At 69.2% G+C, this 26292-nt stretch carries 25 protein-coding genes; 4 read left to right on the forward strand and 21 right to left on the reverse strand.

The genetic code is table 11. The features are described 5' to 3' along the window. Positions 1–6 precede the first annotated feature (6 nt). On the forward strand, positions 7–774 hold the full coding sequence (locus tag DDF62_RS11600; RefSeq protein WP_116489260.1) for a retropepsin-like aspartic protease family protein: 768 nt from the start codon (positions 7–9) through the stop codon (positions 772–774). A 139-nt stretch (positions 775–913) separates the two neighbouring features. Here the strand turns inward: DDF62_RS11600 and DDF62_RS11605 are convergent, their stop codons facing one another. Continuing rightward, positions 914–2005: a glycosyltransferase family 4 protein gene (locus DDF62_RS11605; protein WP_058347343.1), complete on the reverse strand. Its 1092-nt coding sequence runs from the start codon at positions 2003–2005 to the stop codon at positions 914–916. Beyond that, positions 2005–2829 carry a UDP-2,3-diacylglucosamine diphosphatase gene (locus DDF62_RS11610; protein WP_101720624.1) on the reverse strand — a complete coding sequence of 275 codons (825 nt, stop codon included), beginning with the start codon at positions 2827–2829 and terminating at the stop codon, positions 2005–2007. Before DDF62_RS11610 ends, DDF62_RS11605 begins: the two co-directional genes overlap by 1 nt. A gap of 308 nt (positions 2830–3137) precedes the next feature. Between DDF62_RS11610 and DDF62_RS11615 the strand changes: the two genes are divergently transcribed. Continuing rightward, on the forward strand, positions 3138–3767 hold the full coding sequence (locus DDF62_RS11615) for a TetR/AcrR family transcriptional regulator (protein WP_101720668.1): 630 nt from the start codon (positions 3138–3140) through the stop codon (positions 3765–3767). Between the two features lie 228 nt (positions 3768–3995). On the opposite strand, the gene DDF62_RS11620 is transcribed toward DDF62_RS11615, so the two are convergent. The 13 genes from DDF62_RS11620 to DDF62_RS11680 all read right to left on the reverse strand — a co-directional run bounded on the left by DDF62_RS11620 (position 3996) and on the right by DDF62_RS11680 (position 16945). Then, positions 3996–6905 carry a TonB-dependent receptor gene (locus tag DDF62_RS11620; RefSeq protein ID WP_116489261.1) on the reverse strand — a complete coding sequence of 970 codons (2910 nt, stop codon included), beginning with the start codon at positions 6903–6905 and terminating at the stop codon, positions 3996–3998. A gap of 256 nt (positions 6906–7161) precedes the next feature. Then, entirely contained in the window at positions 7162–7617 is a 456-nt protein-coding gene (locus DDF62_RS11625) for a chemotaxis protein CheE (RefSeq protein ID WP_116489262.1), read from the reverse strand. Beyond that, the gene (locus DDF62_RS11630) at positions 7614–8216 is read right to left on the reverse strand and encodes a response regulator (RefSeq protein ID WP_101720627.1); all 603 of its coding nucleotides are present in this window, start codon (positions 8214–8216) and stop codon (positions 7614–7616) included. The genes DDF62_RS11625 and DDF62_RS11630 overlap by 4 nt, the downstream gene beginning before the upstream one ends. A 7-nt stretch (positions 8217–8223) precedes the next feature. Further along, positions 8224–8613 carry a chemotaxis protein CheU gene (locus DDF62_RS11635; RefSeq protein ID WP_101720628.1) on the reverse strand — a complete coding sequence of 130 codons (390 nt, stop codon included), beginning with the start codon at positions 8611–8613 and terminating at the stop codon, positions 8224–8226. Positions 8614–8618: 5 nt separating this feature from the next. Next, positions 8619–9194, reverse strand: a complete 576-nt coding sequence (locus tag DDF62_RS11640) for a chemotaxis protein CheD (RefSeq protein WP_058347349.1) — start codon at positions 9192–9194, stop codon at positions 8619–8621. Beyond that, entirely contained in the window at positions 9191–9580 is a 390-nt protein-coding gene (locus DDF62_RS11645) for a response regulator (protein WP_058347350.1), read from the reverse strand. The genes DDF62_RS11640 and DDF62_RS11645 overlap by 4 nt, the downstream gene beginning before the upstream one ends. A gap of 4 nt (positions 9581–9584) precedes the next feature. Further along, positions 9585–10616: a protein-glutamate methylesterase/protein-glutamine glutaminase gene (locus DDF62_RS11650; protein ID WP_116489263.1), complete on the reverse strand. Its 1032-nt coding sequence runs from the start codon at positions 10614–10616 to the stop codon at positions 9585–9587. A gap of 2 nt (positions 10617–10618) precedes the next feature. After that, the gene (locus DDF62_RS11655; RefSeq protein WP_116489264.1) at positions 10619–11497 is read right to left on the reverse strand and encodes a CheR family methyltransferase; all 879 of its coding nucleotides are present in this window, start codon (positions 11495–11497) and stop codon (positions 10619–10621) included. Next, complete coding sequence (locus tag DDF62_RS11660; RefSeq protein WP_116489265.1) at positions 11497–11964, reverse strand: chemotaxis protein CheW; 468 nt, start codon at positions 11962–11964, stop codon at positions 11497–11499. The genes DDF62_RS11655 and DDF62_RS11660 overlap by 1 nt, the downstream gene beginning before the upstream one ends. A 4-nt stretch (positions 11965–11968) precedes the next feature. After that, positions 11969–14275: a chemotaxis protein CheA gene (locus DDF62_RS11665; protein ID WP_116489266.1), complete on the reverse strand. Its 2307-nt coding sequence runs from the start codon at positions 14273–14275 to the stop codon at positions 11969–11971. Positions 14276–14331: 56 nt separating this feature from the next. Then, positions 14332–14697 (reverse strand): response regulator, encoded by a 366-nt coding sequence (locus DDF62_RS11670; protein ID WP_058347355.1) that lies wholly within the window; start codon positions 14695–14697, stop codon positions 14332–14334. Beyond that, positions 14694–14978, reverse strand: coding sequence for an STAS domain-containing protein (locus DDF62_RS11675; protein ID WP_420808196.1), 285 nt, complete (start codon positions 14976–14978; stop codon positions 14694–14696). Before DDF62_RS11675 ends, DDF62_RS11670 begins: the two co-directional genes overlap by 4 nt. Continuing rightward, positions 14978–16945, reverse strand: a complete 1968-nt coding sequence (locus DDF62_RS11680) for a methyl-accepting chemotaxis protein (RefSeq protein ID WP_116489267.1) — start codon at positions 16943–16945, stop codon at positions 14978–14980. Before DDF62_RS11680 ends, DDF62_RS11675 begins: the two co-directional genes overlap by 1 nt. Positions 16946–17291: 346 nt before the next feature. Here DDF62_RS11680 and DDF62_RS11685 point away from each other — a divergent pair, with 346 nt between their 5' ends. Continuing rightward, entirely contained in the window at positions 17292–17603 is a 312-nt protein-coding gene (locus DDF62_RS11685) for a hypothetical protein (RefSeq protein WP_101720636.1), read from the forward strand. 257 nt (positions 17604–17860) lie between these two features. Here DDF62_RS11685 and DDF62_RS11690 read toward each other — a convergent pair whose 3' ends face one another. The 5 genes from DDF62_RS11690 to DDF62_RS11710 form a co-directional block, all read right to left on the reverse strand. Beyond that, a complete protein-coding gene (locus tag DDF62_RS11690) occupies positions 17861–19441 on the reverse strand; it encodes a globin-coupled sensor protein (RefSeq protein WP_116489268.1) in 1581 nt (526 codons plus the stop codon). A 120-nt stretch (positions 19442–19561) separates the two neighbouring features. Next, on the reverse strand, positions 19562–20710 hold the full coding sequence (locus DDF62_RS11695) for an acyl-CoA dehydrogenase family protein (RefSeq protein ID WP_116489269.1): 1149 nt from the start codon (positions 20708–20710) through the stop codon (positions 19562–19564). 84 nt (positions 20711–20794) lie between these two features. Then, positions 20795–23077: a S8 family peptidase gene (locus DDF62_RS11700; RefSeq protein ID WP_116489270.1), complete on the reverse strand. Its 2283-nt coding sequence runs from the start codon at positions 23075–23077 to the stop codon at positions 20795–20797. A 32-nt stretch (positions 23078–23109) separates the two neighbouring features. Then, the gene (locus DDF62_RS11705; protein WP_116489271.1) at positions 23110–24531 is read right to left on the reverse strand and encodes an amino acid permease; all 1422 of its coding nucleotides are present in this window, start codon (positions 24529–24531) and stop codon (positions 23110–23112) included. A 157-nt stretch (positions 24532–24688) separates the two neighbouring features. Continuing rightward, complete coding sequence (locus DDF62_RS11710) at positions 24689–24937, reverse strand: DUF6356 family protein (RefSeq protein WP_116489272.1); 249 nt, start codon at positions 24935–24937, stop codon at positions 24689–24691. Positions 24938–25059: 122 nt separating this feature from the next. Between DDF62_RS11710 and DDF62_RS11715 the strand changes: the two genes are divergently transcribed. After that, positions 25060–25524, forward strand: coding sequence for an Lrp/AsnC family transcriptional regulator (locus DDF62_RS11715; RefSeq protein ID WP_482764084.1), 465 nt, complete (start codon positions 25060–25062; stop codon positions 25522–25524). Here DDF62_RS11715 and nagA read toward each other — a convergent pair. Next, a partial coding sequence (gene nagA, locus DDF62_RS11720; RefSeq protein WP_116489282.1) for an N-acetylglucosamine-6-phosphate deacetylase occupies positions 25521–26292 on the reverse strand: 772 nt, incomplete at its 5' end. The genes DDF62_RS11715 and nagA overlap by 4 nt on opposite strands.

Below are 26292 nucleotides of genomic sequence, written 5' to 3' on the forward strand. Positions count from 1 at the left end.
CAGGGGATGAGCCATCCGGGCCCCTGGGGCGGCGAGCCGCCGCCCGAGCCGGTCGAGGCGCGCCCGGCGCGCGCCTCGTGGCGGCGCTGGCTGATCTGGTTCGTCGTGGTCTCGGCGGGCCTGGCCGTGCTGGGCCTGCTGTTTCGCGCCTCGCCCTGGGCGATGCGGCAGACCGACGACTGGTTCTACCTCGTCTGGGGCGGCCTGCTGGCCGCGGCCCTGTCCACCGGCCTGCTGCGGGCGACCCGCCGCCAGGCGCTGCACGGCCTGGGCTATGCGGCGATCTGGGCCGGGATCGTGCTGGTTCTGGCCGTGGGCTATCTCTATCGCGCCGAACTGGCCGAGGCGCCCCAGCGCCTGCGCATGGCCCTGAACATCGGCGAGCCGGTGGCCACGGGCGAGCGCGAGCTGCGGGTGGCCCAGGACGCCAGCGGCGCCTTCGTCATCGTCGGCCAGGTCAACGGCCAGCGGGTGCTGTTCCTGGTCGACACCGGCGCCACCAACACCGTGCTGAGTCCCGCCGACGCCCAGCGGATCGGCGTCGACATGGCCTCGCTGCGCTTCGACCAGACCAGCGAGACCGCCAACGGCCTGGGCTATGGCGCCCAGTGGACCGCCGAGCGCCTCGAGATCGGCCCGATCCGCCGTGATCGCTTCCCGATGGACATCAACCAGGCCCCGATGAGCGCCTCGCTGCTGGGCATGAGCTTCCTGAGCACCCTGGACTCCTACGAGGTCCGTGGCGGCCAGCTGATCCTGAGGTGGAAGGAGTAGCCTGACCCTCCCCCTGAAGGGGGGGGGGGCCAGAGGGCCGGAGGGGGAAGTTCCTGATGAGCCGGCGACAGCCGCAGGCGCGAGCAATCCCTTCCCCCTCAGTCGCTCCGCGACAGCTCCCCCTTCAGGGGGAGCATCTTTAGGCCGCCGTCTTGCGCCGGATCCGCGCCAGCCGCCGAAGCCGGCGCCAGAAGCGGGTCTTTTCCGGTTCGGGGTAGGGCTGGAGGTTCTTGAAGAACTCCTCGGCGCAGGCGCGCCACGAGAAGCCCTCGGCGAACTTGCGCACCGTGGCGTGGTCGATGTCGAGGCACGCCAGGCAGGCCTCGCGCAGGCCGTCGGTCTGGCCGGGCGCCAGCACGCCGGCGCCGGAGCCGGGGATGATGTCGATGGGGCCGGGGGCCGAGAACGCCGCCACCGGCACGCCGGCGGCCATGGCCTCCAGGATCACCAGGCCGAAGGTGTCGGTCAGGGACGGGAAGCAGAACACGTCGGCGCAGGCGAAATGGCGGGCGAGCTCGTCGCCGAACTTGGCGCCCAGGAACTTCACCTCGGGATACTTCTCGGCCAGCTCCTCGCGCTGGGGACCATCACCGATGACGACCTTGGTGCCCGGCAGGTCGAGGCTGGCGAAGGCCTCGATGTTCTTCTCGACGGCCACGCGGCCGACATTGAGGAAGATCGGGCGGGCCAGGCCTTCGAACAGATCCGGCTCGTCCGGCTGGCGCGGCTTGAAGACGTCGGTGTCGACGCCGCGCGACCAGGGCGAGATGTTGCGGAAGCCGTGGCGCACCAGCTCGTCGCGCATGGTGGGCGTGGCCACCATCAGGCGGCCCGACGGCTTGTGGAACCAGCGCATGTAGGTGTAGCCGGCCGCCAGCGGCAGCGGCAGGCGGGCCGAGACGTACTCGGGGAAGCGCGTGTGGTAGCTGGTCGTGAACGGCAGCTTCCACTCCAGGCAGATGCGGCGTGCGGCCAGGCCGATCGGACCCTCGGTGGCGATGTGGATCGCCTCGGGCTCGAACGACTTGAAGCGCTCCTGCACCGGCTCGTAGGCGCCGATCGCGAGCTTGATCTCGGGATAGGTGGGCAGCGGGAAGGTCGGGAACTGGTCAGGGCTGACCACGTCCACCTCATGGCCCATGGCGCGAAGCTCGGCCATCACCTTGGTGAGGGTCCGAACCACGCCGTTGACCTGCGGTTCCCATGCGTCGGTGGCGAGAAGTATCCGCATCAGGCGGCGGCAGGCTCCGGCAACGGGGGCTCGACGGCGAGCGCCCGGGCCCGGTCGATCACCGACCAGGACCTCATCTTGGACCATTCGAGGATTTCGAGCTGGCCGTCCATATGCTCCACCAGAGCGGTGCAGCTTTCAACCCAGTCACCGTCGTTGACGTAAAGAATACCGTCGATCTCCCGCATCTCGGCCTTGTGGATATGGCCGCAGATGACGCCGTCGACGCCGCGCCGACGGGCTTCGTCGGCGACGGCGGCTTCGAAGTTCTCGATGAACTGCAACGCGTTCTTCACCTTGACCTTCAGATAGGCCGAGAGACTCCAGTAGCCGAACCCCATCCTCCGCCGCGCGCGGTTGAGCAAGGTGTTCAGCATGAGGATGGTTCTATAGGACCAATCCCCGAGGAAGGCGAGCCACTTGGCATGCTGCACGACGCCGTCGAACTCGTCGCCGTGGACCACCAGGTAGCGCTTGCCGTCGGCGGCCTCGTGGATCACGTCGCGGGCCACGACCACGCCGCCGAAGTGGGTGCCGCAGAAGTCGCGCACGCGGTCGTCGTGGTTGCCGGGGACGTAGATCACCTCGACGCCCTTGCGGGCCAGGCGCAGGATCTTCTGCACCACGTCGTTGTGGCTCTGGGGCCAGTACCAGCCGCTGCGCAGCTTCCAGCCGTCGACGATGTCGCCGACGAGGTACAGCTTGTCGCATTCCACGTGCCGGATGAAGTCCAGCAGCAGCTCGGCCTGGCAGCCGCGCGTGCCCAGATGGATGTCGCTGATGAAGATGCTGCGATAGCGGCGGATCTCGGTGTCGGCGGCCATGAAGGCTTCCCCAGCGCTGCGGCGGGCCGCCCCCGCGACGACCGCCATCCCAAGCGAGAAACAGGATGGCGGATAAGCTGATTGCATGTCGCTTTGATGAAACCGTCCGGGTTCGGCGTCGGGCGCGGCGCCCTGTCGCGGGCGGGGAGGGCGGTGTTTCGAAAGGCGCCGTTACGGAAGCCCTTGTTTCGATCAGCGGGCGCCGTTGTGGCAGGCGCTCAGCCGACGACTTGAAACCGCCGCGATCCCTTGCATTGATAGGGAAAACGACTGTTGCAGCGCAGCATCGTCCGCACTAGATGACCCCGATGGACGCCGCCCGCCTCGCCAAGGACACACCGAAGTCGCTGAAGACGCGCGCGCGCATCCTCGACTGCGCCATGCGTCTGTTCGCCGAGATCGGCTACCACGCGGCCACCAACCCGGTGATCGCCGACGCCGCGGGCCTGACGCGCGGCGCGATGCTCTACCATTTCCCGACTCGCGAGGCCCTGGTCGAGGCCGGTGTGGCCCACGTCCAGGCCGCCCGCTCGGCCCTGTTCCGCGCCGCCGCCGACAGCATCCCGGCCGGCGCCGACGTCACCGAGCACGCCATCGACAGCTATTGGGACCTCCTGCAGAGCGAGCCGTTCCTGGCCTTCGCCGAGCTGGAGGCCGCCGGCCGCACCGACCCGGCCATCCAGGCCCTGCTGGCGCCCGCCCAGGCCGAGTTCGATCGCGCCCAGGCCGGCGACCACTTCCTGAAGATCCTGCACGCCGGCGCCGGTCCGCGCTTCCAGGCCAGCCGCGACCTGGCGCGCTTCATGCTCGAAGGCCTGGCCCGCACGACCCTGACCTACGACGGCGAAGGCCGCCGCGAGCGCCTGCTGATGCTGATCAAGCGCGCCACCCACATGCTCAACCGCAAGGGCGACATCCAGGACCTGTGGCCGGATTGAGGGGCCCCAGATCCTCTCCCTGAAGGGGGAGGTGGCCCGAAGGGCCGGAGGGGGAAGTGTCTGATGAAGTCAGCGCAGCCCCAATCGCAGCAGTCTCTTCCCCCTCAGTCGCTCCGCGACAGCTCGCCCTTCAGGGGGAGCATCTGGAGCCCCGAAAAAGGGCGCCGGCTTTCGCCGACGCCCTTTCCGCCGCCTCCCCCCGAAGGCGGGGCGCTTCTTAAGTCCTGATCAGAACTTGTAGCGCAGGCCCAGCAGGATCTCGCGACCCGTGTGGTGGTAGACCACCGGCATGTTCTGGGCGCCGGTGAACTGGTCCTGATACTCGTCGGTCAGGTTCACGCCTTCCAGCGTGATCTTGAACTGGTCGTTCAAGGTGTATTGCACCGAGGCGTCGACGTTGAAGGTCTCGTTGGTGCCGTCATAGAGCACCGGCGCGGCCGTGGTGTTTTCCTGGCCCAGCACGCGGGTCAGGTAGCGGTCGCGGTACGAGGCCGAGACGCGAGCGCTCCACTTGGTGTCCTCGTAGTAGAGCGTGGCGTTGTAGCCCTTGCGCGACAGGCCCGTCAGGTCGGTCGTGGCCACCACGGCGCCGGTGGCGTTCACATAGTCGACGTCCGACTTCACGTAGGTGTAGTTCAGCAGCACGCCGGTGTTGGCCAGGAAGCCGGGCAGGAACTTGAACGGCTGCTGGTAATTGACCTCGAAGCCCTTGACCTTGCCGCCGTCGGTGTTGACCGGCGTCGAGAAGTTCCACTGCGCCGAGGGGCTGCAGCCGACCGTCGTGCCGCAGGCGGCGATGGCGACGCTGTCGGGGATGCCGAACGGGTTGCCGGTGAAGGTGGTCGAGGTGGTGACCGTCTGCACCAGGCTGTCGATGTCCTTCTGGAACAGCGCCAGCGACAGCAGGGCCTGGCTCTGGAAGTACCATTCGAAGGCCAGGTCGAAGGTCTTGGCGCGGAACGGATCCAGGTTCGGGTTGCCGGCGGTGACGCTGCGGGCGGTGCCCGAGACGCTGACCGTCGAGCCCGGGGTCAGGCTGCCCAGGTCCGGACGCGACATCACCTTGGCCGCGCCGAAGCGGATCAGGAAGCTGTCGGTCGGCTCCAGCACCAGGTTCATCGACGGCAGGGTGTCGTCGTACTCGCGGCCCGACGAGATCGCGACGGGCGCGCCGCCGACATAGGTGTAGCCGGTGGCGTACTGCTTGGTCTTCACGTAGCGGACGCCGAAGTTGCCGCGCAGGCCCCAGTCGCCCACTTCGGTGCGGAAGTCGGCCTGGGCGTAGCCGCCGCGGTTCTCTTCGGCGACGCTGCGGTTGTTGCCCAGCGAGGGCTCGGAGCCCAGGCGGAAGGCGCCGCCGTAGGCGGTCGGGTCGTAGAGGCTGAGCGCCGAGACCGCCTTGGCGATGCTCGGGATGATGGTCTGGGAGCCGCCCAGGGTGGCCAGGGTGCTGAAGTTGGCCAGCGACATGGCCGCGATGGCCGCCGGGATCACCGTTTCCTGGTTGGTCGTGGTGCCCACCGTGCGGCGCATCTCGGTGGTCTCGAAGTCGTACTGCTTGAAGTTCAGGCCGGCGTTGAGCGTCCAGGTGTCGTTCAGCTTGTAGACGCCCCAGGCCTGGGCCGCGTCATAGGTGTTCAGGGCCGTCTGCGGGCGCAGGCGGACCTGGGTCAGGCGCCACTTGGTCGGGTCGGTCAGCGCGGCGTTGCCATAGCCGAACTTCGGATTGCGGCTGTCGGTGTAGTCGTAGGAATAGCCGTCGACGTTGAAGTAGTCGAAGCGCAGCGTCGTCTGGATCGGGTTGGTGTGGTCCGACTCCGAGTGGCCGACGAAGCCGTTGATCGTGAAGTTGTCGTTGATCTGGTGTTCGCCGGTCAGCGAGAACTGGGTGAACGTGGTGCGCAGCTTGTCGAAGCGGTTCTCGACGGCCAGGTCGACGTCGTCGAACACGCCCTTGACCATTACGCCGTCCTGGATGGTCGAGGAGACCACGTTGGTGTCGGCGATGCCGCAGCTGGTGGCGACGTTGGCGGTGGTGCAGGGGTTGCCGGTGCTGAAGGACGGAGCCTCCAGGTAGGATTCCTCGCGGGTGCCCTTCAGGTCGGCATAGAGGGCGTCGAACGAGATCGTCGTGCCCTCGAACGGCTGGAACTGCAGGGCCAGGGTCGCGCCCAGGCGTTCCTGCTCGCTGTTGAAGCGGTCGACGCGCGGGAAGCGCGGGTGCAGGGCGGCGTTGTTGGCCTGGGCCGCGGCGTTGGGGTTGGCCAGGGCCGGAAGCGTGGCGTTCGAGCCGCAGCGGGTGAGGTCGGGAACGGTGTAGCCCGGGCTGCCCACGACTTCGGAGGTGCGGTTGCAGGCGTCGAAGCCGGGGGCGAAGGCGTTGCCGGTGGCCCAGCGCACGGTGCTGTGGCCTTCCTCGACGATCTTGCGCTTGGTGTAGGCGATCGAGAACAGGGCCCCGAGCTTGCCGTCGGCCCAGGTGTTGGAGATCATGAAGGCGCCGCGCGGCGTGGCCTTCTCCGACAGGTCGTTGAAGCTGGCCTGGGTCGAGGCCGACATCGCAAAGCCGTTGTAGTCGAAGGGGCGGGCGGTGCGCAGGTCGACCGTGGCGCCCAGCGAGCCCTCTTCCGTCGTCGCCTCGGCGGTCTTGCGCACCGTGATGGCGTTGAACAGGTCCGAGGCAAAGATGTTGAAGTCGAACGCGCGGCCGCGGTTGGTGCCGCCCGACGGGTCCGAGCCGCCGGCGGTGGTCAGGGCTTCCATGCCGTTGATGCGCACGCGGGTGAACTGGGGACCAAGGCCGCGCACCGAGATCTGCCGGCCTTCGCCGCCGTCGCGGGCCAGGGCCACGCCCGGGATGCGCTGGATGGATTCCGACAGGTTGAGGTCGGGGAACTTGCCGATGTCCTCGGCCAGGATCGAGTCGGTGGCCGCGGCTTCCTCGCGCTTGACGTTGAGGGCCTTGGCCAGGCTGTTGCGGAAGCCGGTGACGACGACGGCCTCGACGGCGGTGTCCTCGGTGGTGGCTTGGGCTTCCTGGGCCATGGCCGAGCCGGCGGCCGCCAGGGCCACGGCGACGGCGCCGGCCGAGACGCTGATCTTAAGAGCGCGCAGGCGCGCGTCATGTCCGTAAGACATTTGTCCTCCTCCCGTTCGTTTCGTTGCGGCGCGGCCTTGGAGAGACCCCGCCGTGGCTCCGAAACAGTCCCGCGTCCTTCCCACGCGACCGTTCTCGGCCGTCATTCTGGAAACCGGTGTCACTCCTTGTTGGAGCTCTCTGACACCGGTAGCAACGAACGCGTAACAAACACCGGAGGACGCATCAAGTGATGGGACCGGTAACAGTTGTAACGGCCGGCGCGAACGTGGCGCCGGCGCTACGAAAGTGCGGGATTCAGCGCTGAACGACCTTGTGCAGGCCGTCGAGCATGCCCCGGCGATGCTCCGCCGGCAGGCTCGCGCCGACATTGCGCAGCAGGCGCAGGGCCGACAGGTGGACGTCGACCGCGTCCCAGCGCCAGGCCTGCGCTTCCGCGCAGGCGTCGACCAGGGCGCACAGCGACACCGCCGCCTCGTCGACGCCGGCGTCGGCCGCGAAGCCGGACACATCCACGACTTTCAGCGTCATGGTGTAGAGGGTCTCGAACTCCTCGCTCGCGCGGTCGGGCGCGCCGGGGCCGAAGCGGGCTTCGATGGCCTCCAGCGCCGCGTCCAGGGCCGCCAGCGAGCTCTCGCGCAGGGTCTCGATGTTGGCTTCGGCGGCGGCGAGCGCGTCCTTGGCCAGGATGCCGCCGCGGTCCTTGATCATCGAGGCCAGGCGGTTGGGGGGGCGGAACTTGCGAACGGTCATATCTGCACCTTCGCGACCTTCATCAGATTGTTGATTTCCTCTTGGGACATGTTGGGCTCCTGGGCATTCCCAACCTCCCCCTGAAGGTCGTCCTTGCGTCGGCCGTCCGTCCCCGGCGGCGGCCCCTCGTGTTTGAACCTCCGGTCGGGCCCGATGTACGTATCGCACTCGATGAAGGCTCGCTCCTCGCGCGCCACCCAGAAGATCCGCTCCAGCAAAATCTTGGGCGTGATCGGCTTGGCGACGGTGAAGTTGGATCCCGCGTCCCGGTTCTTGAACACCTGCGAGATGCGGGTGTGGCCGGTGACCAGGATCACCGGGACATAGCGGTTCTGCTCGGGCGCCTCGCGCCGCAGCCACTGGATGAACTCGTAGCCGTCGACCTCGGGCATCTGCACGTCGCTGATGATCAGGTCGAAGGTGTGGATCTTCACCAGGGCCTGGGCGTCCTTGACGGATTCCGCGCGGTGCAGGGTGCGCACGCCGAAGCCGGAGACGACGCCCGACAGGATGTCGAGGGACGCGCCGTTGTCGTCGAGCACCAGCACGGTGGCGCGCTCGAGGTTTATCCGCGTCGATGGATTGAGCGGCTCGGGCATCGGAGCCTCAGAAGAAATCGAGTTCGCCGGCCTCGGCGCCCCAGCCGGAATGCTCCTGGTCCGAACGCAGACGCACGACGAGGTCGGCCAGGCCCAGGCCTTCGAGCAGCGGGTCGACCGACAGGCTCCATTCGCCCGAGGCATGCTGGCTGATGCGGGCCAGCACGTCCGACAGGCCGTGCAGGCGCTGGCTCAGCTCGTCCAGGGCCTGCAGGCGCGTGATGTTCTCGAGCGCCGCGCCGCCGGTGGCCAGTTCGCCCGCCACGTGTTCGCACTCGCGGCAGATCGTCGCCGCGGCCGCCAGTTCGGCCGCCAGCCGGCGCGACAGCTCGCCCACCGGAAGCTGGTGATCCGGCGAAACGACGATATCGGCGGCGGCGGTCGACGGGGCGGTCATGAGGACTAGAACAGCTCCAGGTCGCCGGCGTTGGACGCGGGCTGGGGAATGGGGGCGGGACGACGCACTTCCTGCGGCGCGTTGTCGACGGCCACGAGGCGCTGGCGCACCCGGCCGGTGACCGGCCAGAACTCGACCCGGCGGGCCGAGACGCCGCCGACGCTGGACGAGACGATCGGAATGCCTTCGTCGCGCAGGAAACGCTCGGCGAAGGCCGCGTTGCTGGCGCCGACGTCCGAAAGGCTGTCGAACAGCTTGCCGCCGCCGAAGATCTTGGCTTCCAGCCGCTCGCGGCGGGCGCCCTTCTTCAGCAGGCCGTTGATCAGCAGTTCCATGGCGTAGGCGCCGTAGCGCACCGCGTCGCCGCCGCTGCCGCCCCGGCCGTCGCCGGCGTCGGGCAGCAGGAAGTGGTTCATGCCGCCGACCCCGGCCTGGGGATCGCGGATGCAGGCGGCGATGCACGAGCCCAGCACCGTGGTCATCACCACGTTGGGGTCGGTCGAGACATGGCTCTCGCCCTGGGTCACGTGGACCTTGGTCGCGCGCAGCTCGTCGTCGTGAGAATAGTCCCTGCCGATCATGTCAGCTGTCCGAACACTTGCTCGATCTTGTCGCGCAGGCCCTGCACGGTGAACGGCTTGACGCAGTAGTTGTTGACCCCGAACTGCACGGCGCGCTGCACCAGCTCGCGGTCGGCGCGGCCGGTCAGCATGACGAAGGCGGTCTGGCGGATCGGCGGGTGCGAGCGCACGGCGCGCAGCAGGGCCAGGCCGTCCATCTTCGGCATGTTGAAGTCCGAGATCACCAGGTTGGCCGGCTTGGCCAGGAGGTTCTTCAGGGCCTCCTCGCCGTCGGGCGCCTCGCGGATGTCCTTGAAGCCGATCTGCTGCAGGGCGTTACGGATCAGCGCCCGCATGGTCAGCTGGTCGTCGACGACGAGAACGGAAATGGAGCTTGCTTGGGGCATGGGACTATCGCCTCGCGGAGGCCAGATCGAGGATGGATTGGCCGATGGAGGACAGGGAAACCTGCTTCTCCACGGCCCCGATTTCTTGGGCGGCGCGCGGCATGCCGTAGACGACGCAGCTGGCTTCGTCCTGGCCCACCGTGCGGGCGCCGGCCTGGCGCATCTGCAGCAGCCCTTGCGCGCCGTCGCGGCCCATGCCGGTCAGGATCGCGCCGACGGCCTTGTCGCCGACGGCCTGGGCCACCGAGCGGAACAGCACGTCCACCGAGGGACGGTGGCCGCTGACCGGGTCGCCGGCGACCAGGCGGCAGCGCAGGCCGGCCGAGCGGACGACTTCCAGGTGCGTGGCGCCGCCCGGAGCGACATAGACCTTGCCGACTTCCAGCAGGGCGCCGTCGGTGGCTTCCTGCACCTTGGCCCCGCTGGCGCGGTCGAGACGCGCGGCGAAGCTGGCGGTGAAGGTCGCCGGCATGTGCTGGGTGATGACGGTCGGCGGGCAGGTCTCGGGGAACTGCGACAGGATCGTCAGCAGGGCTTCCACCCCGCCGGTCGACGAGCCGATGGCCACGACGTCTCCCGAGGGCAGGTAGGCGCCGCCGCGACGGGTCGGAGTCGCCGGAGCGTCGGCCTTGGTGCGGACCGAGGCGCGGGCCGCGGTCTTCACCTTCTCGGCGACTTCGGCCAGCGCCTCGGCGGTGCCGGTGGCGGTGGTGGGCTTGCCCACGCAGTCGACCGCGCCAAGTTCCAGCGCGCGCAGGGTCATCTCGGCCCCGGCCTGGGTCAGGCTTGAGACCATGACCACCGGCATCGGCCGCAGGCGCATGATCTTCTCGAGGAACTCGATGCCGTTCATGTTCGGCATCTCGATGTCGAGGGTCACGACGTCGGGGTTCAGGGCCTTGATCATGCCGCGGGCTTCGAACGGGTCGCCGGCGGCGCCGACCACCTCGATCTCGGGATCGCGGTTGAGGGCGGCCGTGATCAGGCCGCGCATGGTCGCCGAGTCGTCGACGACGAGGGTGCGAATCTTGGCCATGTTCAGACCCCCGCCTTGCGATAGGCGGTCAGGCCGCAGCTTTCGAAGCCGCGCACGTTGGCGCCGACGCGTTCGGAGTGGCCGACATAGAGCTTGCCGCCCGGCGCCAGCAGCGGCGCGAAACGGCTCCAGACCCGCTCCTGGGTCGGTTCATCGAAATAGATCACGACATTCCGGCAGAAAATGGCGTCGAACGGACCCTTCATCGGCCACGACGGACCGTTGAGGTTCAGCTCGCGGAAGGCGACGAGGCTGCGCGCGGCCTCGCAGACCCGCCAGGCGCGGCGGTCGCTCGGATCACGCTCGAAAAACTGGCCGCGCATCGATTGCGACACGCCTTCCAGCAGGTGCTCGTCATAGACGGCGGCCCGGCCGGTGGCCAGGACGTTGGTGTCGATGTCGGTGCCCAGGATGCGGATGTCCAGTTCGGCCGCATTGGGCCAGACCGACAGCACCGTGAAGGCCATCGAATAGGGTTCCTGGCCCGACGAGCTGGCGGCGGACCACAGACGCAGGCGGCGGCCGGCGCGCACCTGGTCGGCGATCGGCTCCAGGATGTTGGCGCGCAGGTCGTCGAAGTGGTGCGGCTCGCGGAAGAAGCGGGTGACGTTGGTCGTCAGGGCCCGCAGCATCTCCTGGCTCTCGTCGTGACCCTGCTCGCTGGTCACGAAGGCGCAGTATTCCTTGAACGAGCGCAGGCCCAGGGCGCGCAGGCGCTTGGCCAGGCGCGAATAGACCAGCGTGGCCTTGGTGTCCGGCAGGCTGATGCCGGCCATGCCGTACAGGATCTCGGCGATGCGCTTGAAGTCCTGGGTCGTGAACGCGAACTCGCCATCGACGATGGCTTCGCGGCGGTCCGTGGGGGCGGAGGCGAAGGTCATCAGGCGGCCAGGGCCTCGCGCTCGGGCAGCAGGCGATCGAGCGAGATCTCGCTGATCATCCGGCCGTCGATGGAAATGATGCCGCGGATGAAGCTGCGAACGGCGTCGCAGGCCAGGTCCGGGGTCGGCTGCACGAGGTCGTCGGTGATCGACAGGATGTCCGACACCGCGTCGACCAGCATGCCGATCATGCGGTCGCCCGCCTTGACCACGATGAACACGCTGCGGACGGTCGGCTCGATCACCGGCATGCCCAGCCGGCAGGCCAGGTCCATGATCGGCAGCACCGCGCCGCGCAGGTTGATGACGCCGCGCATGTAGCCGGGCGACTGCGGAAGCGTCGTGGCCGGGCTCCAGCCGCGGATCTCGCGGACGGCCATGATGTCCACGCAGTATTCCTGCTCGCCCACGCGGAACGAGATCAGCTCCCGACGCTCGGCGGTCGTGGTGATGATTTCTTCGGTCATCGGCTTATTCCGCGGCGATCAGGGTGGGTTCGACGGGGCGGGGCGGTTCGCGGCGACGCAGGCTGATCACCGCGTCGACGTCGAGGATGAGGGCCACGCGGCCGTCGCCCAGGATCGTCGCGGCGGCCACGCCGTCGACCTGCTGGTAGTTCTGCTCCAGCGACTTGATGACCACCTGGCGCTGGCCGTGGATGGCGTCGGCCACCAGGGCGGCGCGCGAGCCGTCCTCGCCCTCGACCAGCAGCACGACGCCTTCGGTCGGCGGCGGCGAGGCCTCGCGGTAGCCCAGCGTCAGGCCGACGTCGATCAGCGGCACGAAGCTGTCGCGGACGGCCAGCACCGAGCCGACCGGGCCCAGCGGGCGAACTTCCTCGGGCTTGGGGCGCAGGCTCTCGACGATGGCCGCCAGCGGCACGACCAGGGTCTCGCCGGCGACGTCGACCACCATGCCGTCGAGGACGGCCAGGGTCAGCGGCAGGCTGAGGGTGAAGGTCGAGCCCTGGCCCGGACGCGAGGTGATCGAGATACGGCCGCCCAGGGCCTGCACCGAGCGCTTGACCACGTCCATGCCGACGCCGCGGCCCGAGACGTCCGAGATCTTGTCGGCGGTCGAGAAGCCCGGGAGGAAGATCAGGTTGTCGATCTCCTCGTCGGTCAGCTGCAGCTCCGGCGAGATCAGGCCCTTCTTGATCGCGATCGAATGGACGCGCTCGCGGTTGATGCCCTTGCCGTCGTCGGAGACCTCGATGACGATCCGGCCGCTGCGGTGCAGGGCGGCCAGGCGCACGACGCCTTCCGGGTTCTTGCCGGCCGCCTTGCGCTCCTCGGGGCTTTCCAGCCCGTGGTCGATGGCGTTGCGCAGCATGTGGGTGATCGGGTCGGACAGGCGCTCGATGACCGTCTTGTCGACCTCGGTGTTCTCGCCGTCCATCACCAGGCGGGCCTGCTTGCCCGTCATGCTGGCGACTTCGCGGACCAGGCGCGGCATGCGCTGGAACACCGACTTCACCGGCTGGGCGCGGATGGCCATGACGCTGTCCTGGATCTCGCGCGTCAGCTGTTCCAGCTCGTCGAGGCCCATGGCCAGGTTGGAGGAGGGGGCGATGCCGTACTCGCCGACGCGTTGCGCCAGCATGGCCTGGTTGATGACCAGCTCGCCGACCAGGTCGATCAGGCGGTCGATGCGCTCGGGATCGACGCGGATCACCGACTGGCCCGGACCAGGGACGTCGATCTGCTGGGTCTTGGCCGCGGCCGGAGCGGCGGCGACCGGAGCGGCCTGGGCGACCGGCGCGGCGACCGGAGCCGGAGCGGCTTCGACGACCGGCGCGACGGCGACGGGTTCGGGGGCGGCTTCGACCACGACCGGGGCCGGGATCTCGGCGACCGCCACGGGGGCGGCCGGAGCGGCGGCGGGCGCCTCGCCGGCCAGCAGGGCGGCCAGGGCGGCGTCGGGGTTCAGGCCTTCGCCGCGGGTGATTTCCAGGTCGCAGTCGCCGTCGACGAATTCGAAGACCTCGCGGATGGCGGTCTCGTCTTCCTCGGTCTCCAGGCGCACCGTCCAGGTGGCGTAGGCGGCTTCGGCGTCCAGCAGGTCCAGCGGCGGGATGGCGCTGGCGTCGAGGGTGGCCTCGATCGGGCCCAGGCGCGCCAGTTCGCGCAGCAGCAGGGCGGTCTCGTTGGCCTTGCGGTAGAGGTCCGACTTCGGACGGATCGACACCGTCCAGACGTTGCCGACGGCGGCGGCGACGTCCGCCGCCTGCTCGTCGATGGTGATCGTCATCGGCTGGAAGTCGAAGCCGAGGTCGTCGTCGTCCAGGGCGTCGTCGGCCCCGATCAGCGCTTCGGCCGGCGCGGCGGCGACGGGCGCGGCTTCGAAGGCGGCCGCCTCGACCACGGGCGCGGCGACGGGAGCCGGCGCGGCGTTCGGGTCGGTGCAGGCCTTCAGCTCGGCGGCCATGGCCGCCGAGACGGCTTCGTCCACGACGCCCAGGCCGCGGGCCGAGCTGACGTGGTCGGCCAGCACGTCCGAGGCGCGCAGCAGGGTCACCACCAGGTCCGGAGTCGCAGGCACCTCGTTGGAACGAACGGCGTCGAGCAGGGTCTCGAACACGTGGGCGAAGCGCACCAGCGGCTCGAGGCCGAAGGCGCCGGCGCCGCCCTTGATCGAGTGGACGGCGCGGAACACGGCGTTGACGGTGTCGCCGTCGTCGTTGCCGTCCTGCATGGCCAGGAGCCCGCCTTCGAGGTCGGCGAGCAGTTCCTCGCACTCCTGGAAGAAGGTGACCTTGATGGCCTCTAACTCGTCCATTCCAACGTTCCTAAAACGAGAGAGTCTTCAGTGCCCCCGGGCAGGGGGAAACGACGTCAGGCCGCGACGCGGCGGATGGCGTCGACCAGCTTTTCCGGGTTGAACGGCTTGACGATCCAGCCCGTGGCGCCGGCGCGGCGCGCGCGGTCCTTCTTGGCCGGGTCGCTTTCCGTGGTCAGCACCAGGATCGGGATGGCGCGATAGTCGTCGTCGACCCGCACCGCCTCGATGAAGCCGAAGCCGTCCAGCTTGGGCATGTTGATGTCGGTGATGATCACGTCGGGGCGATGGGCCGAGAGAACCTCGAGCCCGTGCTCGCCGTCGACCGCTTCGACGACGTTGAACCCGGCGCCGGCGAGGGCCATGCGCAGCATGTCCCGCATCGTTCGGGAATCATCGACCGTGAGGACCGTCCGCGTCACGATTGAACTCCATGAATATCCGCCGAAAGAAGCGCCCCTTCGGCGCCGAACAGACGGGTGGTTTCGACAAAGGCCTCCGAAGGGGCCCGGATAGAGAAGGACTTGCCGTCCGCCGCCCAGGCGGTCTTGGCCGCCAGGAGCACTTGCAGGCACAGGCCGCCGAGGCGACGGACGTTGCCGGCGTCAACCTCGACCGCATCGCCGCGGCGTTCCAGGAACGCCGCCTTGAGGGGACCCGACGCCTTCAGATCAAGCGTCTCGGGCAGCGAAAGCACAGTCATCAAAACTCCTCCCAGCCGTCGCTGACCGGGGCGGCCGCTGCGGCGGCTCCGCCGCGGCCAGGCCGGGCGAAGGCGCCGAGCCGGGCGCGTTGCTCGGCGACGGGGTTGCGGGCCGGCGAGTCGACATGGGCGTCGGCTTCGCGCGGGCGTTCAAAGCGTTGGGCCGAACCCTCGCCCACACGGAAGCGACCGATCAGGCGCACCAGCTCCGCGGTCTCGCCCTTCAGCGAGTGCGTCGCGGCGGTCGACTGCTCGACCATGGCGGCGTTCTGTTGGGTCACCTGATCCATCTGGTTGACGGCGGTGTTGACTTCGTTGAGGCCGGTCGCCTGCTCGGCCGCCGAGGCGGCGATCTCGGTGACCAGGGCGTCGATCTCGCCGACCTTCGCCACGATCCGCTGCAGGGCCTCGCCGGTCTGGCCGACCAGGCTCACCCCGGCAGAGACCTGCTGGGTCGACGACGAGATCAGGGTCTTGATCTCCTTGGCGGCCTCTGCCGAGCGCTGGGCGAGCGCGCGGACTTCCTGGGCGACCACCGCGAAACCACGTCCCGCTTCGCCCGCCCGGGCGGCCTCCACCCCGGCGTTGAGCGCCAGGAGGTTGGTCTGGAAGGCGATCTCGTCGATCACGCCAATGATCTGGCTGATCTGCTTGGAGGAATTTTCGATTTCGCCCATCGCGGACACTGCCTGATGGACGACCTGGCCGGAATGCGTCGCTTCGCCACGGGTCGTCGAGACGACGTCCGAGGCCTGGCGGGCGCCCGAAGCCGTGCGGCGCACGGTGGCGGTCAGCTCGTCGAGGGCGGCGGCGGTCTCTTCCAGGCTGGCGGCCTGCTGCTCGGTGCGGCGCGACAGGTCGTCGGAGGCGTGGGCGATTTCGTCGGCGCCGGTGCGCAGGCCGTCGGTCGAGGCCGTGATGACCTTCACGGTGTCCTGCAGCTGGGCGATGGCGCCGTTGAAGTCGTCCTTCAGCTTGGCGTATTCGCCCGGGAAGCTGGCGGTGACGCGGAAGGTCAGGTCGCCCTGGGCCAGGCGCTCGAGGCCCTCGGCCAGCGAGCTGACCACAAGGGCGCTCTCGCGGGCGGCGGCGGCGGCGGCCTGTTCCTTGGCGCGACGTTCGTCGGCGGTCAGGGCGGCCGACTTCTCCTGCTCGGCGCGCAGCTGCTCCAGGTGCAGCTGGTTGTCGCGGAACACCTTCAGCGAACGCACGATGGCGCCCAGCTCGTCCCCACGAGTCAGGCGTTCCAGATCGATGCCGTTGTCGCCCTTGGAGAGCTTCTCGGTGGCGCCGGCGATGTCGGCGATCGACTTGCGGGTCGTCATCACGGTCATGAAGGCCAGGACGCCGACGGCGGCCAGGGTGATGAGCGAGAGGACGATGGTGATGCTGATCGAGGCGGCGGCCTCGGCTTGGCGCTTGGCGGCCTGCGTCTTGGCGCGGTTGGCGGCGTCGTCGACCACCTTCTGCAGCTGCGCGGCCATCTTGACGTACTGGTCTTCGAAGCTGCCGGCGAAGCTCATCGCCATGCCCGCGTCGACGTCGACCATGCCGCTGACGGTGTCGACGGCGCTGCGGCACTCGGCCAGGGCCTTGACCAGGGCTTCGATCTTCGGACGCTCCGAAACCGGAAGACGGCCGGAGAGGGCCTTCATTTCCTTGCCCAGGGTGTCGAACTCGGCGAGCAGTTCGGTGATGCGCGGACCGGCCGGAGCGGCCATCGGGTCGGCCTTGGAGGCCAGGATCTGGTAGAGCTTGCCGTGAGCGTCGGTGATGCGGCGCGACAGCGACTGGATCTCGCTGTTGGTGCGCATGTCGGTCTCGACGACCTGTTGCAGCGCCGCCGACTGGCTCTTCTGCACGACGATGGACCCCACGGCCATGGCCGCCAGCATCAGCAGAGCGAAAGCCGGCGCGAAGCCGATTTTTATGATCAACGGCAGATCGACGAGTCGAAAGCGCTTCATGACAAATCCCCTCCAAGAGACGGCCGTGCCCACGGACCGTCCGCAATGTGGGGCGATCATCACGATAGATTCCTAATTCTTCCTGACTTTGGTTAAGGATGATGGCCGCACCCTGTCGCACCCCCTGTCGCACACGTATCGATGTGCGCATACGCACGCGTATTTGAGTCTAGAGTGGGGGATTGTGGCCGCATGGCGCCATTCACAAGTCATTATGGTTATCGATAAGTAAATATCGATTATTCTTCGGTGACTCAGACTATCTTAACTTGCGGCTGCGAAAAGGTGCAGGCGTCCGGTTGGCGCAACGTCCAACGGACGAAGAAAAAATACTAGGAGCAGCGGGATGAAATATCCGATCGCTATTGCCGCGGGAATCGCCGGCAGCTTTTTCGTCGCTCAGGCCGCTTCGGCCGCCGGCGGTTTCGAAGACCAAATGGGCCGCTGCCTTCAGCAGTTCGCCAACACCAAGGACGCCGCCCAGGTGATGCTTGAGTGCACCGCCGACGCCGGCAAGCTCTCGGGCTGCAAGGTCGTCGACAACAGCGCGGCCGGCAAGGGCTTCGACAAGGCGGCCATGTGCATCGCCGAGAAGCTGCCGATGGGCGCCAAGACCGGCACCGTGAAGGTTCCGTTCCGCTTCCCGGGCGGCGCGTAAGACTTACGCGCCTTCCCAGAGGGGGTTTCAAACGCCTCCGCTGGTCCAGGCCGGCGCATCCCGCACGGGACGCGCCACGGCCGGACCGGCGGGGGCGTTTTGCTGTCTGGACACTGGCGTCTCAAAGTAACGCCCCACGTTCCCTAAGAATACGCGCCCCAAGAAGAAGACCCGCCTCGCGGCGGGTCAGGTGAGGAGACGCGCGAAGAAACTGATCGGAGCGCGTTACGCTAAGCCGCGCCCCGACCTCACGAAATTCAATACTCCTCCCAGTCCTGGTCGATGGCGACGGCGGTCGAGCCGCGGTGCGCGCCGGGACGGGAGGCCACGCGGGGCGCGGCCGGACGGGGCGCCGGACGGGCGGCCTGGGCGGGCGCCGCCTGGCGGGAGGTCTTGAAGCCGCCGACGAGGCGGGTCAGCTCGTTGGACTGGCCCTTCAGCGAATGGGTCGCGGCGGTGGTCTGCTCGACCATGGCGGCGTTCTGCTGGGTGACCTGGTCCATCTGGTTCACGGCGATGTTGACCTGGGCGAGGCCGCTCGACTGTTCCTGGGCCGAGGACGAGATCTCGCCGACCAGGGCGTCGATCTCGGCCACCTTGACGACGATGCCGCGCAGGGCCTCGCCGGTCTGGCCGACCAGGGCCACGCCGGCCTCGACCTGCTTGGACGAGGCGCCGATCAGGGCCTTGATCTCCTTGGCCGCCTCGGCCGAACGCTGGGCCAGGGCCCGCACTTCGGAGGCGACGACCGCGAAACCCTTGCCGGCGTCGCCGGCCCGGGCGGCCTCGACGCCGGCGTTCAGCGCCAGGAGGTTGGTCTGGAAGGCGATCTCGTCGATCACCCCGATGATGTTGCTGATCTCGCGGGAGCTCGTTTCGATCTCGCCCATGGCGGCGACGGCGTCTGTGACGACCACGCCCGAGCGCTCGGCGTCGGTCTTGGCGCCGGCCACCACGTCGGAGGCCTGGCGGGCGCCGGCGGCGGCGCGCTTGACCGTGGCGGTGATCTCGTCGAGGGCGGCGGCGGTTTCTTCCAGGCTGGCGGCCTGCTGTTCGGTGCGGCGCGACAGGTCGTCGGCGGCGACGCCGATCTCGTCGGTCCCCGAGCGAATGCCGTCGGTGGCGGCGGACACGGCGGCCATCGCTTCCTCCAGTGTCGCCACGGCGGCGTTGAAGTCGCCCTTCAGCTTGTGGAAGTCGGGGGTGACCTCGATGTCGAGGCGCGAGGCGAGGTCGCCTTCGGCCAGGCGCGCCAGCGCCTCGCCCAGGGCCTGGACCACGGCGGTCTGGCTGCGTTCGTTGGCCAGGCGCACTTCTTCCAGGCGCTTGCGTTCGGCCTCGATGGTTTCGAGATAGATCGAGATGGCGAAGTCCATGTCGAGCATGACCGCCTTCATCAGGGCCGAGACCGCGTCGCCGGCCTTCTCGGCGCCGTCGGCCTTGGCCATGAAGCCCTTGGGCCAGACCTCGCGGATGGCCGCGCGCATCAGGTGCTCGCTGACCAGGGCGTAGCCGCCGATGTACCAGCGCGGCTCCAGGCCGATGCGGGCGTGGGTCTCGCCGATGGTGCGCACGGCCTTGACGTAGGTGTCGCTGAAGTCGGCCTCGGCGATCACCGACCAGTGCGACTTCTGGCGATTGCCGGCCGCGTCCATGTGGCGTTCGTCGCCGAAGAACTTGCGGGTTTCGGGCGTGGCCTTGACGCGATCGTAGAAGCCCTTCAGCGCCGGGCCGATTTCTTTCTCGATGAGCGGACGCAGAGCCCGCAGGGCCGCACGGGCTCGATTGTCGAGGCCCATGAACGCAACGCGGTCACTCAGTGCATAGTCCTGGCTCATCTGGCCGCTTCCCCGATTGAGATATCGAGGTTCACTCTCGCGGCTGATGGTTAATGCGCCAACAACTTTTCCCGTTTTGAGCGCGTCAGGTCGTCGCACTCTACCGAGTTGTGCTTGCGGCTATCCGCCGCGGCGAAGTGTTTCCCGAGCAATGACCAGTTGCTGGATCTGGCTGGTGCCTTCGTAAATCCGGAAAATACGGACATCGCGATACAGCCGCTCGATGCCGTAGTCGGCGACATAGCCGGCCCCGCCGAAGATCTGCACGGCCCGGTCGGCGACGCGGCCGACCATTTCCGAGGCGAACAGCTTGGCCGCCGCCGCTTCCAGCGTCACGCCCTCGCCGGCGTCGCGCTTGCGGGCGGTCTCCAGCACCAGGGCGCGGGCGGCCAGGGCCTCGGTCTTGCTGTCGGCGAGCATCGCCTGGATCAGCTGGAAGCTGGCGATCGGCTGGCCGAACTGCTTGCGCTCCGAGGCATAGGCCACGCAGTCGGCGATCAGCCGCTCGGCCACGCCCACGCAGACGGCGGCGATGTGCAGGCGGCCGCGGTCGAGCACCTGCATGGCCACCTTGAAGCCCTCGCCCTCGGCGCCCAGGCGGTTCTCGGCCGGCACGCGCACGCCGTCGAAGGTGACGTCGTGGATGTGGGCGCCCTGCTGGCCCATCTTCTTCTCGGCCTTGCCCACGTGCAGGCCCGGCAGACCGGCGGGCACGAGGAAGGCCGAGACGCCCGAGCCGCCCTTCGCATCCGGGTCGGTGCGGGCCATGACCGTGAACAGCGAGGCCTTGCCGGCGTTGGTGATGAAGCGCTTGGAGCCGGTCAGGACGTAGTCATCGCCGTCGCGCACGGCCCGGGTCTGCACCGAGGCGCTGTCGGAGCCGGCCTCCGGCTCGGTCAGGGCGAAGGAGGTGACGGTCTCGCCCGAGGCGATGCCGGGCAGCCACCTGGCCTTCTGGGCTTCCGTGCCGAACATCACCAGGCCCTGGCTGCCGATGCCGACATTGGTGCCGAACACCGAGCGGAAGGCCGGCGAGGCGCGGCCCAGCTCGATGGCGACCAGCGCCTCGTCCTCCATCGAAAGGCCAAGGCCGCCGTGTTCCTCGGGGATCGACAGGCCAAAGAGCCCAAGGTCGCGCATCTCGGCGATCACGGCCTCTGGCACGGCGTCGTCCTCGGCCACCTGGGCCTCGATCGGCCGCAGGCGTTCGGCCACGAAGCGGGCGACCATGTCGAGCAGCTGGTCGCGGGTCTCGCGGTCGAGGGCCATGGCGGTTCCTTCCTGTTTTCCGTCGCGTCAAACGATCGTTTTATTCGCCGACTTTAGCCGGCGCGCGGCGGAATGGAAGGCCCGTCAGAAGCGGGCGCGATAGGTGGCCGACAGGTTGAGCTCCGGATCGGCCGAGGCGTCATGTCCGGGCTGCAACGCCACCCCGCCGCGCACCGTCAGGCGCCGCTCGCCGCCCAGGGCCTTCTCCAGGCCCAGGCGCAGGTCGATCTCGCGTCCGTCCGGCGAGGCGCTGAACCGCCGCGTCGAGTAGGTCAGCGGATCCTCGTAGGACAGCGGGGCGTCGGCCAGGGTGGTGGTGAAGGCGCCCGCCTCGATGCGCAGGGGCTGGCTGATTTCGAAGGTCAGCTGGGCGCAGGACCAGCCGATCAGGCCGCAGTCGGCCGCCGCCGCCAGCCGCCAGGCGCCGCTGACCGCGCCGTCCAGGGCCAGCAGGCCGCCCTGGGCGTCCATGCGGCCCATCGAGGCCTCGGCCCGCAGGCTGACGCCCGGGCGTGGCGAGATGTCGAAGGCCGCGGCCGTGAAGCGGGTGGTCGAGGGCAGGGCGAAGGTCGAGCCCGGGGCCAGGAACGAACCGAGCGGGCCCAGCGGCTCGTCCAGCGTGCCGGCCGTGAGGCTCAGCACCCCGCCGCCGACGGCGGTCTGGCCGGTGGCGGCGACATAGCGCGAGGCCTTGATCTCATTGGTCTGGAGGGGCAGGCGGCGCTCGGCCTCGCCTTGCTCGGCGCTGAAGGCGAAGCGGCCCAGGCGCACGGCGGCCTGCACGGTCTGGTCGGGGCGGGCGACCATGCGGAAGGCGTCGCGGCCCTCGGGGCCGGCCGGGGCGGGCGCGCCGCCCTCGCCCTTCCAGGTCGAGAAGCTGAAGCGCCCGAACGCCGCCTGCATCCGCGCCGAGCGCATGGGCTGGGGCGCCAGCAGAAGGTCAGGCGTGCTGGCGCTGGGCATGTCCTCGAACAGCGGCGCCTCGGCGCTGAACGCCAACTGGGCGCCGGCCAGGGCGGGGCCGCCCAGTACGACCGAACTGGAAGCCGCCGCCGGCGGCAGGTCGCCGACGCCCCGGCGCGAGGCCGACGGCACGGTTCCGGCCAGGTCGACCACGAACCGGCGGTGGTAGTCGTCGGTCAGCACCGTGGTCAGGGCGGTGGTGCGGGCGAGCGCGTTACCGAACGAGCCGGCCAGGTTCGTGCCCGGGGCCGCGCCGTCGTCGAGGATCACGGCCGCGCCGTCGCCGGTCGTCAGGCTGCTGGTCCCGAGCGGCTGGAAGGCCCGTGTCAGGTCCAGCGAACCGCGGCCGTAGGTGGAATCCGTGCCGGTCGTCCCGAGGTCGGCGGCGGTGCGCAGCAGGATCGACACCGCGTCGCGGCCGGAGATGTTGGGAAAGGCCTGCAACAGCAGCGCCAGGGCGCCGGAGACGTGCGGGGCGGCGAACGAGGTGCCGCTGATCCGCCAGCAGCTCGTACCGTCGCAGTCGGTGATCACCTCCTCGCCGGGGGCGACGATGTAGCCCTCGGCGGCGACGCCGGCGCGGTTGGAGAAGCTGGACATCGTCCCGGCGCGCGACACCGAGCCCACCGCCAGCACCGAGCCGGCATAGCGGGGATCGACGGCGTAGCGGGCCGGCCAGCCGGGGTCGGCCAGGCCCTCGTTGCCGGAGGCGGCGGCGACGACGACGCCGGCCGCCGTGGCGCGGGCCAGGGCCGCCTCGAAGGTGGGGCCAAGCTGGTCCTCGCCGCCCAGCGAGAGGTTGATCACCTTGGCCCCGTTGGCGACGGCGTAGTCGATCGCGCGCGCCAGGTTGGTCGAGCCGAAGATGCAGTCTTCGCAGCTGGGATTGGTCGAGACGGTGTCGGCGCGGATCGACAGGATGGTCGAGCCGTAGGCCACGCCGATCGTGCCCGAGCCGTTGAAGTTCGAGGCGATGATCCCGGCCGAGCGGGTGCCGTGGCGGTTGGTGTCGAACGGGGTGTTGCGTCCGGCCACGATGTCGGTGGAGGCGGCCGACAGGCGCCCCGCGAGGTCCGGCTGGGACGGGTCGACGCCGGTGTCGACGACCGCGACCGTCACCCCCGCGCCGGTGTAGCCGGCGTCATAGGCGACATTGGCGTGGATGGCCGCCAGGCCCCAGCTGCGCTGGTACTCCGTGCTCGAGACGCTCGGGGGCGGCGGAGGCGGAGGCGGAGGGGGAGGCGGCGGTGGTGGCGGAGGAGGAGGAGGGGGCGGCGGGGGCGTGGTCACGCCCGTCGAGGGACCGCCGCCTCCGCCGCCGCCCCCGCACGCGGTGACCAGCAGGGCCGCGCCCAGCACGAGCGCGGTAGGCCAGATGCGCAGGACGCGGTCGAGATTGGTCATCGAAAACCCCTCCGGCCCGCCCCGCGCCCACGTTACTTCGTGGGGGGCGAGCCTTGCGCCAGAACACTGCGTCTCACGCCGTAAAGGAAGTATATCGCGAGGCCGATCAACTGGGCGTAGAAGAAATAGTGTTGCGTCTTGGCCGGGAGGCTGGCGAACAGATAGAGGCAGCCCAGGATCGCGCCGGCGGCCACCACCGGCCAGGCCGGGGTCGAAAACACGCGCTGGCGGGCGGGCTCTCGCAGGCGCAGCACGATCACCGAGGCGCCGACGGCGATGAAGGCGGCCAGGGTGCCGGCGTTGGCCAGCTCGGCGATCTCCTTCAGCGGCAGCAGGCCCGACAGCACCGCCGCCAGCACGCCGGTCAGCAGGGTCATCAGCACCGGCGTGCCGGTCCTGGCGTTCACGCGCGACAGGGCGCGGGGCAGCAGGCCGTCGCGGGCCATGACGAAGAAGATGCGGCTCTGGCCGTACATGAAGGCCAGGATCACGGTCGGCAGGGCGATCACGGCGGCCAGGGCGACGCCGGCGGCGATCTTCGGGTGCTTGAGGGTTTCCAGGATGAACACCAGCGGCGCTTCGCTGGCCGAGAACACTTCCGTGCGCGAAGCGCCGATCGAGACGGCGGCGACGATCATGTAGATCGCCGTGCAGGCGGCCATCGAGCCGACGATGCCGATGGTCAGGTCGCGCTTGGGGTTCTTGGTCTCCTCGGCGGCGGTCGACACCGCGTCGAAGCCGTAGAAGGCGAAGAAGATCAGGCTGGCGGCGGCCATGACGCCGACCTTGACCCCGTCCGGACCCGGGTTGGCCGCGAAGCCCTTGGGCATGAACGGCGTGAAGTGGCTGGCGTCGAAGGCCGGCAGGCACAGGGCGACGAACACGGCCAGGGCCGCGATCTTGATCACCACCAGCACCATGTTGACCGTGGCGCTCTCGCGCGTGCCCAGCGCCAGCAGGCCCGCCACCGCCATCGAGATGATCACGGCCGGCAGGTTGATGAGGCCGCCGGCGTGCGGGCCGGCCAGCAGGAAGTCGGGCGTGCCGATCATCTTGAACAGCCCCTGGGCGTGGGCCGACCAGCCCACCGCCACGGCGGCGCAGACCAGGGTGTATTCGAGGATCAGGCTCCAGCCGATCACCCAGGCCACCGGCTCGCCCATGGCGACGTAGCTGTAGGTGTAGGCGCTGCCCGAGGCCGGGATCATGGTCGACAGTTCGGCGTAGCACAGCGCCGCGCAGGCGCAGACCGCGCCGGCGATCAGGAAGGACAGGATCACGCCGGGGCCGGCCAGGCCCGCGCCGACGCCGGTCAGGGTGTAGATGCCGGTGCCGACGATGGCGCCGACGCCCAGGGCCACCAGATGATACCAGCTCAGCGTCTTCTTCAGCGCCGGGCCGTCATGGCCGGCGTGCGCCGTGTCGATCGCCTTGCGGCGCGTCCAGAAACTCATGCTTGTCCTCCCGACTGCCGGGGGACCATGGCCGGGGATCGTGGGTCCGCCAAGGGGGCAGGGCGCAAAGACGACGGATATTCGGCGCGAGGCCGAAAATGCGCCCTCCACGGACGAAACGCCGGTTTGGGCGGCCTTGAGCCGAAGGATCGTCGGTTCAGATGGCGGCGTCGAAGGCCTGGAAGCTGATCGGCGCCGGGGTCGGGGCGCCGCGGCCCTTCATGCGGGCGTGCAGCGTCTTGACGCAATTGCTGCCGGTGCGCTCGAACAGGAAGGGCGCGATCCCGTGGACCAGGCAGGCCAGGCCGGCGGCCAGCATCGGCAGGCCAAAGCTCCAGGCCATGGCGAAATGCTCGCCATAGGTTTCGCCGACCTGTTTGGGGTGACGGGTGAAGAGCTCGAGCATCGCGGGTCCCTCCTCGATCGAGGCCTGCGAGGATGCGCCGCGTGGGCGAGAAAGACATTGTCGATCTGGGCGGCGCGGCGCAGTTTGGGAGAATTCCCATCTCCGATATGCAAAGAAGCGAGATGATCGATCTCGATTCCATCGACCGCCGCCTGCTCGCCATCCTTCAGGAGGACGCCACCGTCTCGATCGCCGAGCTGGCCGAGCGGGTGGGCCTGTCGCAGACCCCGTGCTGGAAGCGGCTAAAGCGCCTGCAGGACACCGGCGTCATCACCGCCCGCGTCGCCCTGCTCGACCGCGAGGCCCTGGACCTGCCGCTGACGGTGTTCGTGGCCGTCAAGACCGGCCGCCACGACGAGGACTGGCTCGCAACCTTCGCCAAGGGCGCGGCGGGCCTGCCCGAGGTGGTCGAGTTCTACCGGATGGCCGGCGAGGTCGATTATCTGCTGAAGGTGGTGGTCAAGGACATCGCCGCCTACGACCGCTTCTACAAGCGCCTGATCGCCACCGCGCCGCTGACCGACGTGTCGTCCAGCTTCGCGATGGAGCAGATCAAGTTCACGACGGCCCTGCCGATCCCGACCTAGCCGCGCCCGTCGATCCAGGTCCTGACGACGTTGCGCTGGTCGTCGAGCAGCACGAGGTCGGCGGCCATGCCGGGGGCGATGGTGCCGCGCTGGGCGGCGAGGCCCAGGAAGGCGGCGGGGGCGGCCGAGGCGATCATGACGGCCTCGTCCAGCGACAGGCCCAGCATGTCGACGGCGTTGCGGACGGCGCCGATCATGTCGAGGTCCGAGCCGGCCAGGGTGCCGCCGGGGCCCACGCAGACGCCGTCCTGCACGGTGATGGCCTGGCCTTGCAGGACAAAGCGCTTGTCGCTCATGCCGACGGTGGGCATGGCGTCGGTGACCAGCATGAAGCGGTCGAGCGGGCGGGTGCGCAGGGCGATCCTCAGCGTGGCCGGGTCGACATGGCGGCCGTCGACGATGATCCCGCACCAGGCCTCTTGGTTTTCCAGGGCCGCGCCGACGGTTCCGGGCGCGCGGCTGGTCAGCGGCGACATGGCGTTGAAGAGGTGGGTGAAGCCGGTCAGGCCGGCCTCGAGCGCGGCCTTGACCGTCTCGTAAGCTGCGTTGGTGTGGCCGGCGGCCACCACCACCCCGGCGTCGGCCAGGCGGCGCACCATGTCGGGGGTGGTCGTCTCGGGGGCCAGGGTGACCAGGGTCCTGCCGCGTTTCAGCGAGGAGAGCAGCCTGATCGCCGCCTCGTCGAGGACGCGGAACTTGTCGGCGTCGTGGATGCCCTTGCGCTGGGCGTTGAGGAACGGCCCCTCGATATGCACGCCCAGCACGCCG

Origin of the sequence: Caulobacter radicis, assembly GCF_003094615.1 — a bacterium.
Taxonomy (GTDB): Bacteria; Pseudomonadota; Alphaproteobacteria; order Caulobacterales; family Caulobacteraceae; genus Caulobacter; species Caulobacter radicis.